The organism is Mycobacterium sp., from assembly GCF_035653355.1.
In the GTDB taxonomy this organism is placed as follows: domain Bacteria; phylum Actinomycetota; class Actinomycetes; order Mycobacteriales; family Mycobacteriaceae; genus Mycobacterium.
In genome coordinates, this window is record NZ_DASRBZ010000503.1 from 1 (window position 1) to 14,255 (window position 14,255).

Here is a 14,255-nt window from a genome sequence, read left to right on the forward strand (position 1 = left end):
ACGGTGGCCCAGCAGCTGGCGGACACCGGCCGCTACGAGGTTTTCGCGCCCACGATGGCCGGCCACAATGGCGGGCCCTACGCCGGCACCTGGTTCCTGAGCTCGTCTGTGCTGGCCGACCACGTCGAGCGGCAAATGGACGAGCTGGGCTGGAACACCGCCCATATCGTCGGCAACTCGCTGGGCGGCTGGGTGGCATTCGAACTGGAGAGCCGCGGCCGGGCGCGAACCGTCACCGGCATTGCCCCCGCCGGCGGCTGGACCCGCTGGGCACCGACGAAGTTCGAGGTGATTGCGAAGTTTGTGCTGGGCATGCCGGTATGGGCGCTGGCGCGATTCCTGGGACCACGTGCGCTACGCCTGCCGTTCAGCCGCCGGCTTGCCACGCTGCCGATCAGCGGATCACCGGACGGTCTCAGCGAAAGCGAACTCCACGCGATCATCGACGACGTGGCACACTGCCCCGCCTACTTCCAGCTGCTGCTCAAATCGCTGCTGGGGCCCGGTCTGCTGGACCTGGCGCACACCGCCGTTCCCGCGCATCTGGTGATTTGCGAAAAGGATCGGGTGTTTCCCGGGCCGAGATCCCACCGCTACTTCAGGGCCCAACTTCCCGAGGGAACCAAGGTGACCACGCTCGAGGGACTCGGGCACATCCCGATGTTCGAAGCACCGGGCCGGATCACCGAGGTGATCACCGACTTCCTGGACGAGTACAGCGCGCCGATCCGGGCGATCAGCTCGAGCTGACCCCCGGCGACGATGCAGAGCGCGTAGCGCGATGAGGAGGAGCCGGACAATCAGTTAAGCGCCTTCTCCAGGTTCTCGGCGATCGAGCCGAGGAACTCCTCGCTGTTCTGCCACTGCTGGTCCGGCCCGATCAGGATGGCCAGGTCCTTGGTCATCTGCCCGCCCTCGACCGTGGAAACCACCACCTCTTCGAGCTTGCACGCGAAATCACTCACCTCGGGGGTGTTGTCCAGCTTGCCGCGGTGCTGCAGCCCGCGCGTCCACGCGAAGATCGACGCGATCGGGTTGGTGGAGGTGGGCTTGCCCTCCTGGTACTGGCGGAAATGCCGGGTGACGGTGCCGTGGGCTGCTTCGGCCTCCACCGTCTTGCCGTCGGCGGTCATCAGCACCGAGGTCATCAACCCCAGTGAGCCGTAGCCCTGCGCGACCGTGTCGGACTGCACGTCGCCGTCGTAGTTCTTGCAGGCCCACACATAGCCGCCCTCCCATTTCAGGCAGGCGGCGACCATGTCGTCGATCAGCCGGTGCTCGTAGGTCAGCCCGGCGGCTTCGAACTCGTCTTTGAATTCCTCGTCGTAGATGCGCTGGAACTCGTCTTTGAACATGCCGTCGTAGGCCTTGAGGATGGTGTTCTTGGTGGACAGATACACCGGGTAGTTCTCTTGCAGCCCATAGGCGAACGACGCCCGCGCGAAATCCTGGATGGATTTTTTGAAGTTGTACATCCCCATCACCACGCCGCCGCCTTCGGGGATTCGCACCATCTCATGCACGATCGGCTCGCTGCCGTCCTCGGGAGCGAAGGTCAGCGTGACACAACCGGGCCGGTCCACTTTGAAGTTCGTCGCCCGGTACTGGTCACCGAAAGCGTGACGGCCGATGATGATCGGCTTGGTCCAGCCTGGAACCAGCCGCGGCACATTCGAGATAATGATCGGCTCGCGGAAAATGGTGCCACCCAAGATGTTTCGAATCGTCCCGTTGGGCGACGACCACATGGTCTTGAGGTTGAATTCTTTGACGCGGGCCTCGTCGGGGGTGATCGTGGCGCATTTCACGCCCACGCCGTGCTTTTTGATGGCATACGCGGCGTCGATCGTCACCTGGTCGTCGGTGGCGTCGCGGTGCTCGATGCCCAGGTCGTAGTACTTCAGGTTGATGTCGAGGTGCGGGAAGATGAGCATGTCCTTGATCAGCTTCCAGATGACGCGCGTCATCTCGTCACCGTCGAGCTCTACTACCGTGCCTTCGACTTTGATCTTGGATCCGCGGGACATGCCCCAACAGTACAAGCGGGCCCGGTATCAGCCTGCCGCCGCGAGCGCATTGTTGAACGTCTTGCTCGGCCGCATCACCGCCGTGGTCAACGCCGGGTCGGGCGCGTAGTAGCCGCCGATGTCCACCGGTTTGCCCTGGGTCGCGTTGAGTTCGGCCACGATGACGTCTTCGTTCTCAGTCAACGCGTCGGCCAGGACGGCGAAGTGCTTCGCTAAGTTCTTGTCGTCGCTCTGCGCGGCAAGTTCTTGCGCCCAGTACATGGCCAGGTAAAACTGGCTGCCCCGGTTGTCGAGCTCACCGGTCTTTCGCGACGGGCTCTTGTCGTTGTCCAGCAGTTTGCCGATCGCGGCGTCGAGTGTCTTGGCCAGGATTTTGGCCTGCGCGTTGCCGGTCTTGGCGCCCATGTCTTCCAGGCTGGCGGCCAGCGCGAGGAACTCGCCCATCGAATCCCAGCGCAAGTGATTCTCCTCGACCAGTTGCTTGACGTGCTTAGGCGCCGAACCGCCCGCGCCCGTCTCGTACATGCCGCCGCCGGCCAGCAGCGGCACAATCGAGAGCATCTTGGCGCTGGTCCCGAGCTCCAGAATCGGGAACAGGTCGGTGAGATAGTCACGCAGGATGTTGCCGGTTGCGGCGATGGTGTCCTTGCCGCGGATGACGCGCTCCAGCGTGTAACGCATGGCCCACACCTGCGGCATGATCTGGATCTCCAGGCCCTCCGTGTCGTGGTCGGCCAGGTAGGCCTTTACCTTCTTGCGCAGCTCGACCTCGTGCGGACGCTCGATGTCCAGCCAGAACACCGCCGTCATCCCGGACAGCCGCGCCCGGGTCACGGCCAGCTTGACCCAGTCCCGGATCGCAGCGTCTTTGACGATCGGCATACGCCAGATGTCACCGGCCTCCACGTTCTGGGTGAGCAGCACTTCGCTGGTGTCGAGATCGACGATGTTGGCCACACCGTCCTCGGGGACCTCGAACGTCTTATCGTGGCTGCCGTACTCCTCGGCCTTCTGAGCCATCAGACCCACATTGGGCACAGTGCCCATGGTGGTCGGATCGAACTGGCCGTGGGTTTTGCAGAAGTTGATCATCTCCTGGTAGATGCGGCTGAACGTGGACTCCGGATTGACGGCCTTGGTGTCCTTGAGTTTGCCGTCGGCGCCGTACATTTGGCCGCCCGCGCGGATCATCGCGGGCATCGAAGCATCCACGATCACGTCACTGGGCGAATGGAAGTTCGAGATTCCCCGGGCCGAATCGACCATGGCCAGCTCAGGACGGTGCTCATGGCAGCGGTGCAGGTCGTCGACGATCTCGTCGCGTAGCGAGGCGGGCAACGACTCGATCTTCGCGTACAGATCGGACAGGCCGTTGTTGACGTTGACGCCCAGCTCGTCGAACAGCTTCTCGTGCTTAGCGAAGGCGTCCTTGTAGAAGACCTTGATCGCATGGCCGAACACGATCGGATGGCTGACCTTCATCATCGTGGCCTTGACGTGCAGCGAGAACATCACGCCGGTCTCGTAGGCGTCGTTCATCTGTTCTTCGTAGAAGTCGCACAGGGCCTTGCGGCTCATGAACATGGAATCGATGATGTCGCCGCCGTCCAGCGACACCTCGGGCTTGAGCACCAGCGTTTCACCGCGCTTCGTCACCAGCTCCATCTTCACGTTGCGCGGGCGGTCCAGCGTCATCGACTTCTCGCCGTGGTAGAAGTCGCCGTGCTTCATGGTCGCGACATGGGTGCGCGAGGCCATCGACCATTCGCCCATGCTGTGCGGGTGCTTGCGGGCGTACTCCTTAACCGCCTTGGACGCGCGACGGTCGGAGTTACCTTCCCGCAGCACGGGGTTCACCGCGCTGCCGAGGACTTTGGCATAGCGGTTGCGGATTTCGCCTTCCTGCTCGGTCTTCGGGTCGGCCGGATAATCCGGAATCTTGAAACCCTTGTTCTGCAACTCCTTGATGGCCGCGACGAGCTGCGGCACCGAGGCGCTGATGTTCGGCAATTTGATGATGTTGGTGTCCGGCAGCTGCGTCAGCCGGCCCAGTTCGCCCAGGTTGTCCGGGACACGCTGCTCCTTGGTCAGGTAATCGGGAAACTCGGCCAGGATTCGGGTAGCCAGCGAGATGTCACTGAGTTTGACGTCGATGCCCGCCGGCTCGGTGAAGGCACGCACAATCGGCAGAAGCGCAAAGGTCGCCAGCATCGGCGCCTCGTCGGTCAGCGTGTAGATGATGGTTGGCCGCTCGGCGCACATGGTCCTTCTCCCGCGTTCCAGGTCTTATTCAACGGTGGCGAGTATCCCGTACGCAGCGGGTCGCCACCAGATGACCCCGTGGCGATCGCCAGCGCGGCGAAGCCGAGCGCAGCGGGTCGCCACCAGAACCCGTGCGATCGCCAGCGCGGCGAAGCCGCGCGCAGCGGGTCGCCACCAGAACCCGTGGCACGTGATCGGCGTAATACGATAGGCTCCCTATCGGTCATGAGCGCCAGCGCCAAGCCCCGGCTTGCTGGCCGGCAACCCTCCAACCGCGGTGGGGTGCCCCGGGTGATGACCAGGTTGAGTAGCCATGACCGGCTACGCGGCAAGCGCGGGTCCGCCATGACGGGCCCCCTGAGTAGACAGGGATACCTGATGCGTACCCATTCGGGTTGGCCCATCATGTGGCCCCCCAGGCCTCGGGGTCGCTAACCCATCGCCACCGGTCGACGTCATCACTGATGACGTCACGGGCGACTGCGAACACGACACCCATCCGACTCCAGCAGAAAGCAGCCACATGAGCGCCGACACTGACTCTGACCCGACTACGCACTGGTCGTTCGAGACCAAACAGGTCCATGCCGGCCAGCGCCCTGATTCGGTGACCAACGCCCGGGCACTGCCGATTTACCAGACCACCTCCTACACCTTCGACGACACCGCGCACGCCGCGGCCCTGTTCGGCCTGGAGGTTCCCGGCAACATCTACACCAGGATCGGCAACCCCACCACCGAGGTCGTCGAACAGCGCATCGCCGCACTGGAGGGCGGGGTGGCCGCCCTGTTTCTGGCGTCCGGGCAGGCCGCCGAGACGTTCGCGATCCTGAATGTGGCCGGCGCCGGTGACCACATCGTGTCCAGCCCACGGCTCTACGGCGGCACCTACAACCTGTTCCACTACTCGCTGGCCAAGCTCGGGATCGAGGTGAGCTTTGTCGAGGATCCCGACGACCTTGATTCCTGGCAGTCCGCGGTGCGGCCGAACACCAAGGCGTTCTTCGGCGAGACCATCTCCAACCCGCAGATCGACGTGCTCGACACGCCCGGGGTCGCAGGGGTGGCCCACGACAACGGCGTGCCGCTGATCGTCGACAACACCATTGCCACTCCATATCTGATCCAGCCGATTGCACAGGGCGCCGACATCGTCGTGCATTCGGCCACCAAATACCTGGGCGGGCACGGCGCCGCAATCGCCGGGGTGATCGTTGACGGCGGCACCTTCGAGTGGACCGGTGACCGCTTCCCCGGATTCACCACCCCTGATCCCAGTTACCACGGCGTGGTCTACGCCGAGCTGGGGCCAGCGGCGTTCGCGACCAAGGCCCGAGTACAGCTGCTGCGCGACTACGGCTCGGCGGCCTCGCCGTTCAACGCGTTCCTGATTGCGCAGGGTTTGGAGACGCTGAGCCTTCGGATGGAACGCCACGTCGCCAATGCCCAGCGGGTCGCCGAATTCCTGGCCGGCCGCGACGAGGTCCGATCAGTCAACTATGCCGGGCTGCCGACTTCGCCATGGTATGAGCGGGCAAAGAAGCTGGCGCCCAAAGGAACTGGCGCTGTGCTGGCATTCGAGCTGGTCGGCGGTGTGGAGGCGGGCAAGGCGTTCGTCAACGCGCTGAAGCTGCACAGCCACGTCGCCAACATCGGCGACGTGCGCTCGCTGGTCATCCATCCGGCGTCGACCACCCACTCGCAGCTGACGCCCGAGGAGCAGCTGTCCACCGGTGTCAGCCCGGGGCTGGTGCGGTTGGCCGTCGGCATCGAGGGCATCGACGACATCCTGGCCGACCTGGAACTCGGATTCGCCGCGGCTCGCGCTTACCGAGATTCCGCCGGCGACCCGCACGCCGTAGCAGCGTTTTGAGGAGATCTCAGGTGACAATCTCCGAGGTGCGGACTCAGACGCTGCCCCCTGAAGGCGAAGTGGGCTTCATCGACATCGGCTCGGTGACGCTGGAAAGCGGCGCGGTGATCGATGACGTCTCTATCGCCGTGCAACGCTGGGGCGAGTTGTCGCCCGCGCGTGACAACGTCGTGGTGGTATTGCATGCGCTCACGGGTGATTCGCATATCACCGGGCCTGCCGGTCCAGGCCATCCGACACCGGGCTGGTGGGACGGCGTCGCCGGTCCCGGCGCGCCCATCGACACCGACCGGTGGTGTGCTGTGGCCACCAACGTGCTGGGCGGCTGCCGTGGCTCGACGGGGCCGAGCTCGATCGCCCGTGACGGAAAGCCTTGGGGCTCAAGGTTTCCCCGGATAACGATCCGGGACCAGGTGCAGGCCGATGTGGCCGCGCTAGCCGCACTCGGGATCACTGAGGTGGCCGCTGTCGTCGGTGGCTCGATGGGCGGTGCCCGGGCGCTGGAATGGATTGTGAGTCATCCCGATCAAGTCCGGGCGGGGCTGCTCCTTGCGGTCGGCGCGCGGGCCACCGCCGATCAGATCGGCACGCAGAGCAGCCAGATCGCGGCCATCGAGGCCGACCCGAACTGGCAGGGCGGGGACTACTACGACAGCGACCACGTCCCGGTGGCCGGGCTGTCGATTGCCCGCCGCTTCGCGCATCTGACTTACCGCGGGGAAGTGGAATTGGATACCCGGTTCGCCAATGACGCTCAGGGCGACGAGGATCCGGTGACCGGCGGCCGCTATGCGGTGCAGAGCTACCTGGAGCACCAAGGCAGCAAGCTGGTGGCGCGGTTCGACGCCGGCAGCTATGTGGCGTTGACCGAGGCACTCAGCAGCCACGACGTCGGTCGCGGCCGCGGCGGCGTCGCGGCCACGCTGCGCGGGTGTCCGGTCCCGGTTGTAGTGGCGGGTATTACCTCCGACCGGCTGTATCCGCTTCGCCTGCAGGAGGAGATGGCCGAGCTGTTGCCCGGCTGTACCGGACTGCACGTTGTCGACTCAATCTATGGGCACGACGGCTTTTTGGTGGAATCCGAAGCTGTCGGCAAGTTGATTCGCCAGACACTCGAGCTGGCTGAAGGTGTGCGGTCGCGGTGACCCGCTCCGGGCAAGACCGCTCGCTGTCGTTTGGTTCAGAGGCGGCTGCCTACGAGCGGGGCCGCCCGTCGTATCCGCCGGAGGCGATCGACTGGCTGCTTCCGGATGGGGCTCGCGACGTGCTCGACTTGGGTGCGGGTACCGGCAAGTTGACGACCCGGCTGGTCGAACGCGGGCTGGACGTGGTGGCTGTCGACCCGATTCCCGAGATGCTGGACGTGCTGCGCAAGTCGCTGCCGGACACCCCCGCCCTCTTGGGGACGGCGGAGGAAATTCCGTTGCCGGACAACAGTGTCGACGCGGTGCTGGTTGCCCAGGCGTGGCATTGGTTTGATCCGGCGCGGGCGATTTTCGAGGTGGTTCGCGTGCTGCGCCCGGGCGGGCGGCTAGGGCTGGTCTGGAACACCCGCGACGAGCGGCTGGGCTGGGTGCGCGAGCTGGGGCGCATCATCGGCAGCGACGGCGATCCGGTCAGCGACCGTGTCGTGCTGCCCGAGCCGTTCACCGGCTTGGAGCGCCATCGGGTCGAGTGGACGAATTACCTTACTCCGCAGGCCCTTATCGACTTGGTGGCTTCGCGCAGCTATTGCATCACCTCGCCGACCGATGTGCGCACCAAGACACTGGACCGGGTGCGCGAACTGCTGGCCACCCATCCGGCGCTGGCGAATAGCAACGGCCTTGCGCTGCCCTACATTACGGTCTGCGTGCGGGCGACCCTTTCGTGACTTGCGGCGAGCGGCCACTTATTGCACGGTTTTCGCTGGCTTGCGCGCGTTAAGTGGCCGCTGGACATCAGAAGTTCATGCCAGAGAACATGATCCGGCCGGGGTCATACTTCTGCCGCACCGCGGTCAGCCTGGATAGGTTCCCGCCGAAGTACCGAGACGGCGGGTCGTTGGCCTCGAGGTAGTTCACGTAGCCGCCAACCGAATACGGTCGCACCGCTTGGTGCGCCGTCTGCAGCCAGCTGGTGGCTGCCGCCGGGTCACCGGACGTCTCGACGTACCACTGCACCAGCGCGGACTCCCGACGCCACGGAAACGCGGTGGCAGCCGGTGCCACACCGGCGAGCGCACCGTCGAGAGCGTGCATGATCGCCAACATGCGGCCCGCCCCACGAGGAAAGGCGTTGACTGCAGAGGCGATCCCCTGAGCGGTGCCCGCATTGATGGTGGGGAAAACGTCCGACCCACCGACATATCCGAGCGGCGACGGGTTGAGGTTGCCGACGGCCAGATACCTCACCAGGTCCAAATAATTGAACGTGTGGTTCTCGGTACTGGTTGGTTGCGTTCCGACAGCTGAAGTGACGGCGTTCGCAACGCTCTTTCCCGAGCCGGCCGGACAGGTCGCCATGATGCGGCACTGCGTACCCATCGCGTCGGTGGTGCTGTCGGCCAGCGCCCAGCTGCTTCGGTCGGCGGTACGCAGCCAGTTCTGCCAGCCGAGCAGGACCTGTGCGAACGACTGCGGCGGGAAGTTGAGGTTCACCACGTCGACGTCGCCGGTGGCGAACGTCGCGAAGGTCAGCGACGTCGTCACCCCGAAATTGCCCCCACCGCCACCACGTAACGCCCAGAACAGGTCGGGGTTGTTGGCGCTAGAGGCGGTGACCGCCTGGCCGCTGGGCAGCACCACCGACGCCGAGGTCAATGCGTCACACATCAGGCCGGCATGCCGGGAATGGGCGCCCAGTCCGCCGCCCAGGGCGTGCCCCGCGGTGCCGACTGATGGACAGGTACCGGTCGGGATCCCCCGCCCCGCCGCAGCCAGCGCCTGGTGCAGCGCATATAGATCAGTCGCAGGTGTCACCGTCACCTGCCCGGTGCCGGCGTCGTAGTTGATGCCCCCGGGCAGCTGACGCAGGTCGAGCACTACGGTCCCGTTCGCCGTGGACGCCCCCACATAGGAGTGCCCACCGCTACGCGGAGCGACTCTGAGGTTATGCGCCGCAGCAAATGCCATTGCCTTTTGCACGTCGGCCGCCGACGTGGGAACTATCACTGCCGCCGGTGTCGAGCCGTTGTAGTTCGTGTTGAAAACTTGCTTGGCGGTTGCGAATCCGCCGTCGTCCGGAGTGAGCACCTGCCCGCCGATGGCAGCCCTCAGACCGTCCAGCCCGGAGGACTTCGGGTCGGCGGTAGCCCGGACCGATCCGAAGACCGCGCCGGCCGCTAACGCTCCGGCGGCACCCCGCAGAAATGCCTGCCGGGATATCTCACGCACCACCGTCGGGCTCCCGCGATTGCGTCATGTCCCGCATTCTCAGCCACACGACGACAAAACCGCGCTGCCGCAAGATGTGTCGCTGAAAACGTGCACAAACCGTTACACCAGGTGGCTGCGCAAGGTTAGGAGACCGTGAATCGGGTAGCGTTCGAAGGGTCTTCGACAGCCGACTGCAGGGATTCTCCAGCATTACGGGTGCGTAATGCCACAATCGATGGCGGAGCGAAGGAGCGTGACATGGACTCGGGTTTATTTGGATTTCTCACCGTGCTCACCCTTGTGCTGGCGCTGGTGTTTGCCGCCTTCGCCTCCGTGTTTGTCCGGCGGATGGAGCGCCGAGCACCGACCCCCGTCAGTGAAGAAATAGGCAGCGCCAAAGCGGTTATGAAGAAAGTACGCAAACGCGAACCGCTGTCGAGCGATGAGCTGGATTATGCGAAGCAAATCGTTTCTGATCGCAGCTCATTGATGGCCTTCTGCATCCCTGGTGCGTTATTCATGGTGGGCTGCTTCTATGTGTTTGGCAGTCTTTACCATCTGCATGGAGCCACCCCGTCGGAACGGACATTCCTCGGCGTGTTCCCAATGTTGGCCGCTATGAACTTCACGACTCAGCTTCTGCGCAGCGCACGGCTGAAACGGCGTTTGCAGAAAATGGCCTGACGCACCGCTATGCATGCGGTGCGGTCACCGGCAGATGGCTAGCCGGATCCTCGCGGTCGCGTTCCGGCTGCAGTGCCGATACTCTTTGCAGATCACATATCCATTAGGCACATGACCGTCTACTATCCTCATTGGCCTGAGCACGAGTGTGGGGCCCCACGAAATGCAGACCGGACTGACGAAAGGTGATCGAGTGAGCCCTCGTCCAGTCGGCAGGACCGTCTTGGCGCGAGTCTGGATGCCTTTGGTTGCCGTGGTTGCGGTCGGCGCGGGAGCGGTCGGCATGTGGAAGGTGCACCAGTTCTCCGCTCCACCACCCGTCATCACGGTCAATGGCCCGGCAGCGCCTGAGCAGACGACGCCCAAACAGCTCACGTACGAGTTGTTCGGTTCTCTCGGCGAAGGCGGGATGCTCGTCTACTTGGACATCGACGGACATCCGCATCGTGTTGATCTGACGACCTTGCCGTGGTCGCACACGGAAACGACAACGCTCACGGTAGTGTCCGGCAGCATCTCGGCTCAGGTTCATGGTGGTCAACTCGGCTGTCGGATGCTCGTGAATGGCGTTGTCCGCGATCAACAGTCCGATACGCATGGGGACGCGCACGTCATGTGCAGGGTGAAATCCGCATGAGCGAGCATCGGGCGAGACGACCGTTTGTCCCCAGAATGGTCCGCGTCCTGGCGATACCAATCATCGCTTTTTGGGCGCTTCTCGCCGTGTCGACGAACACCTTCATGCCGCAGGTAGAGAGGGTGGCAGAAGAACTCGCCGGGCCGATGGTGCCGCACTACGCGCCGTCGCAGCGGGCGTTGCTGAGCATCGGCGAGAAGTTCCACGAGTCGAATTCCACCAACTTGACCATGCTCGTCCTGGAAGCCAACCGGCCGTTGGGCGATGTGGACCATCGGTATTACGACGATTTGGTGCGCCGGCTCAAGCAAGATCCCACGCATGTGCAGTACGTCATGGACCTGTGGGGGAAGCCGATCACCGCGGCGGGGGCGCAGAGCGTCGACGGCAAGGCCGCGTACGTGTTGCTGCGTCTCGCGGGCGATATCGGCCAAATGCAAGCGAATCAGTCCGTTGCCGCCGTTCGGGACATCGTCGCGAAGGATCCGCCGCCGCCCGGGCTCAAGGTCTATGTCAGCGGGGCGGCGCCGCTCGCCTCGGACACGGTGGCTATTGCCAATTCGAGCCTGAACAACATCACGATCGTGACGATCATCCTCATCGTCACGATGTTGCTGCTGGTGTACCGCTCCATCAGCACCCTGCTGGTGCCGTTGCTCGGAGTTCTGATCGAGATGCTGGTCGCCAAGGGGGTCATCGCAACCCTCGGGCATCTCGGGTACATCGAGCTCTCGTCGTTCGCCGTGAACATCGTCGTCGCGCTGACCCTGGGAGCGGGGACCGATTACGGCATCTTCTTGATGGGCCGCTATCACGAAGCGCGACAGGCCGGCGAAAGCCGGGAGGACGCCTTCTACATCGCGTACCGGGGTGTAACGCCCATAATCATCGGCTCGGGGCTGACGATCGCCGGGGCCTGTTACTGCCTGACATTCGCCCGACTCAACTACTTCCACACCATGGGGCCCGCCGTTGCCATCGCCATGTTGTTCACCATCGCGGCAGCGCTGACGCTCGGCCCGGCCATTTTGACCGTTGGCAGCCTCTTTGGGCTCTTCGACCCGAGAAGCAGGGTCAAGGCGACGTTGTATCGGCGGATCGGGGCCAGCGTGGTGCGGTGGCCGGTGCCGATCCTCGCAGCCAGCGCCGCCGCCGTCATGTTCGGGGCGATCTTCGTGCCGACCTACCGGCAGAACTACGACGACCGCGCCTACCAGCCGCACAATGCCCCCGCCAACCAGGGTTTCGCGGCGGCGGATCGGCACTTCCCGAAAAGCAAACTGTTCTCCGAGATGCTGATGATCGAGACCGATCACGACATGCGGAACTCCGCTGACTTCATCTCATTAGACCGGGTGGCGAAGAGTCTGATTCGTCTGCCCGGCGTCGCGATGGTGCAAAGCATCACCAGGCCGCTCGGCCGACCATTGGAACACGCCACCCTCCCGTACTTGTTCACCACGCAGGGCAGCGGCAACGGTCAACAGCTCCCATTCAACGAGCAGCAAAACGCCAATACGGACCAGCAGGCACAGATCACCCAGCACAGTGTCGCGGTCTTGCGGAAAGAGATCGTCTTCTTCCAAAACATGTCGGATGAGTTGCACAAGACGGTTGTCACCGTTGAGGATCTGCACAGGATCACCGACGAGATGAACGAGGAAATCTCGAATGTCGATGATTTCTTCCGGCCGATCAAGAGTTATTTCTATTGGGAGCGCCATTGTTTCGACATTCCCATTTGCTGGGCATTTAGATCGCTATTCGACGGGCTCGACAACATCGACCATCTGGCTGCCGACATCAAGGACGCCAAAACTTCGCTCGAGGCCGTGGACAAGATCTTGCCGCAAGTCATTACGCAGCTCAAACTCACGGCCGATGACTCGGAGGCGTTAGCCGCTCTTTTAGTCAACACCTACGGCCAATCAGCTCTGCAATCCACCCAGACCAACCAGACATTCGACGACCTGGTCAATGTCGGGCTCGATTTCGACCGGTCTCGCAGCGACGACTTCTTCTACATCCCGAGAGAAGGTTTCGACAACGAAGACGTCCAGACCGGCATGCGGCTCCTGATGTCGCCGGACGGAAAGGCTGCTCGGTTCATCGTCACCCACGAGGGCAACGCCATGGGCCCCGAAGGCGTGCAGCATGTCGAACAGTTCCCCACGGCGATAACCACGATCTTGAAAGAGACGTCGTTGGCGGGCGCGAGAGTTTATATCGGCGGCTCGGGCTCCAACGATAAGGACATCAAGGAATACGCCGCCTCGGATCTGCTGATCGTGGCGATCGCCGCCTTCGTGCTGATCTTCTTGATCATGTTGTTCCTGACGCGAAGTCTGATGGCCGCCTTGGTCATTCCCGGCACCGTGGCTTTCTCGTACGCCGGGGCGTTCGGGCTGTCCATACTCGTCTGGCAGCACCTCATCGGGCTTCCACTGCACTGGTTGGTGTTGCCGCTGACGTTCATCATCCTGGTGGCCGTGGGTTCGGACTACAACCTGCTGTTGATCGTCCGCGTCAAAGACGAGCTTCACGCCGGGATACACACGGGTCTCATCCGCGCGCTCGGAAGCACGGGCGCCGTGGTGACATCCGCGGGTTTGGTGTTCGCGTTCACGATGCTGGCAATGCTCACAAGCGATCTGCGAACCATCGGACAGGTGGGTTCCACCGTGTGCATCGGCCTGCTGCTCGACACGTTGATCGTGCGCTCGTTCGTCGTGCCGTGCATCCTGCGAATCCTCGGGCCGTGGTTCTGGTGGCCAACACTGGTGCGTTCTCGTCCGCTACCCCAGCGATAAGTGCGTCAGGCCACGCATTCGCGCCGGTGCCTAGAAGCGGTCCATATTGTCCAATTGAGCTAATATGGCCATAACCGCTAAGCAGCACCTTCGGAAAGGACTTGCCAATGTCGACGTCGACGCTGACCTTCCGCAACCGCGACGGCAAGTTGGTCGACGTGCCGACGGTGCCCGCCAGCCGTTTCAAGAACCAGTTCGGTGCGGTCTTCGAGCAGGCTGCGCTCGACGGCGCGGTTGCGATCACCAAGCACGACACACCGAAGGCGGTGCTGCTGTCGGTCGCCGAGTTCGAAGCGCTGACCAAATCGCACGAGCCGGCGCTCGACGAGCTGAGTGAGCAGTTCGACGACCTGCTGGAACGTCTGCAGCAACCGAAGGCCATGGCGGCGCTGGCATCGGCTTTCGACGCCTCGCCGGCGCAGCTGGGGCGCTCGGCTGTGAAGGCGGCGCGCACAAGGCGGCGTTAACCGCCACGTGGCCCGCCTGTACGTGCTTGCCGGTGTCAATGGTGCCGGAAAGAGCAGCATCGGCGGTGCAGCGATCCGCGCGTTCGGTGCCGACTACTACAACCCTGACGAGGCGGCACGAGCGCTGCGAACGGCTAAT

At 63.6% G+C, this 14,255-nt stretch carries 11 protein-coding genes and 1 riboswitch; of the genes, 8 read left to right on the forward strand and 3 right to left on the reverse strand.

Annotation, left to right across the window (positions count from 1 at the left end; genetic code table 11):
• Window positions 1–3: 3 nt before the first annotated feature.
• The gene (locus tag VFA16_RS17315; protein WP_324969006.1) at window positions 4–750 is read left to right on the forward strand and encodes an alpha/beta hydrolase; all 747 of its coding nucleotides are present in this window, start codon (window positions 4–6) and stop codon (window positions 748–750) included.
• A gap of 50 nt (window positions 751–800) precedes the next feature.
• On the opposite strand, the gene VFA16_RS17320 is transcribed toward VFA16_RS17315, so the two are convergent.
• Window positions 801–2,027, reverse strand: a complete 1,227-nt coding sequence (locus tag VFA16_RS17320) for an NADP-dependent isocitrate dehydrogenase (RefSeq protein WP_324968998.1) — start codon at window positions 2,025–2,027, stop codon at window positions 801–803.
• Between the two features lie 27 nt (window positions 2,028–2,054).
• Window positions 2,055–4,289, reverse strand: a complete 2,235-nt coding sequence (locus VFA16_RS17325; RefSeq protein WP_324968999.1) for an NADP-dependent isocitrate dehydrogenase — start codon at window positions 4,287–4,289, stop codon at window positions 2,055–2,057.
• Between the two features lie 221 nt (window positions 4,290–4,510).
• Window positions 4,511–4,630: riboswitch (SAM riboswitch) on the forward strand.
• Window positions 4,631–4,812: 182 nt separating this feature from the next.
• Between VFA16_RS17325 and VFA16_RS17330 the strand changes: the two genes are divergently transcribed.
• From VFA16_RS17330 to VFA16_RS17340, 3 genes are read left to right on the forward strand one after another with little or no spacing between them, the layout of a single operon-like run.
• On the forward strand, window positions 4,813–6,162 hold the full coding sequence (locus VFA16_RS17330; RefSeq protein ID WP_324969000.1) for a bifunctional o-acetylhomoserine/o-acetylserine sulfhydrylase: 1,350 nt from the start codon (window positions 4,813–4,815) through the stop codon (window positions 6,160–6,162).
• Window positions 6,163–6,173: 11 nt separating this feature from the next.
• Complete coding sequence (gene metX, locus VFA16_RS17335; protein ID WP_324969001.1) at window positions 6,174–7,307, forward strand: homoserine O-acetyltransferase MetX; 1,134 nt, start codon at window positions 6,174–6,176, stop codon at window positions 7,305–7,307.
• The gene (locus VFA16_RS17340; protein ID WP_324969002.1) at window positions 7,304–8,035 is read left to right on the forward strand and encodes a class I SAM-dependent methyltransferase; all 732 of its coding nucleotides are present in this window, start codon (window positions 7,304–7,306) and stop codon (window positions 8,033–8,035) included. Before metX ends, VFA16_RS17340 begins: the two co-directional genes overlap by 4 nt.
• Window positions 8,036–8,102: 67 nt before the next feature.
• Here the strand turns inward: VFA16_RS17340 and VFA16_RS17345 are convergent, their stop codons facing one another.
• Window positions 8,103–9,539: an FAD-binding oxidoreductase gene (locus VFA16_RS17345; RefSeq protein ID WP_324969003.1), complete on the reverse strand. Its 1,437-nt coding sequence runs from the start codon at window positions 9,537–9,539 to the stop codon at window positions 8,103–8,105.
• A 237-nt stretch (window positions 9,540–9,776) separates the two neighbouring features.
• Between VFA16_RS17345 and VFA16_RS17350 the strand changes: the two genes are divergently transcribed.
• The 4 genes from VFA16_RS17350 to VFA16_RS17365 all read left to right on the forward strand — a co-directional run bounded on the left by VFA16_RS17350 (window position 9,777) and on the right by VFA16_RS17365 (window position 14,116).
• The gene (locus tag VFA16_RS17350) at window positions 9,777–10,202 is read left to right on the forward strand and encodes a hypothetical protein (RefSeq protein ID WP_324969004.1); all 426 of its coding nucleotides are present in this window, start codon (window positions 9,777–9,779) and stop codon (window positions 10,200–10,202) included.
• 238 nt (window positions 10,203–10,440) lie between these two features.
• Window positions 10,441–10,839, forward strand: a complete 399-nt coding sequence (locus VFA16_RS17355; protein ID WP_324969007.1) for an MmpS family transport accessory protein — start codon at window positions 10,441–10,443, stop codon at window positions 10,837–10,839.
• 35 nt (window positions 10,840–10,874) lie between these two features.
• Window positions 10,875–13,649 (forward strand): RND family transporter, encoded by a 2,775-nt coding sequence (locus tag VFA16_RS17360; protein WP_324969008.1) that lies wholly within the window; start codon window positions 10,875–10,877, stop codon window positions 13,647–13,649.
• Between the two features lie 107 nt (window positions 13,650–13,756).
• Window positions 13,757–14,116, forward strand: a complete 360-nt coding sequence (locus VFA16_RS17365) for a type II toxin-antitoxin system prevent-host-death family antitoxin (RefSeq protein WP_324969005.1) — start codon at window positions 13,757–13,759, stop codon at window positions 14,114–14,116.
• Window positions 14,117–14,255: the final 139 nt, after the last annotated feature.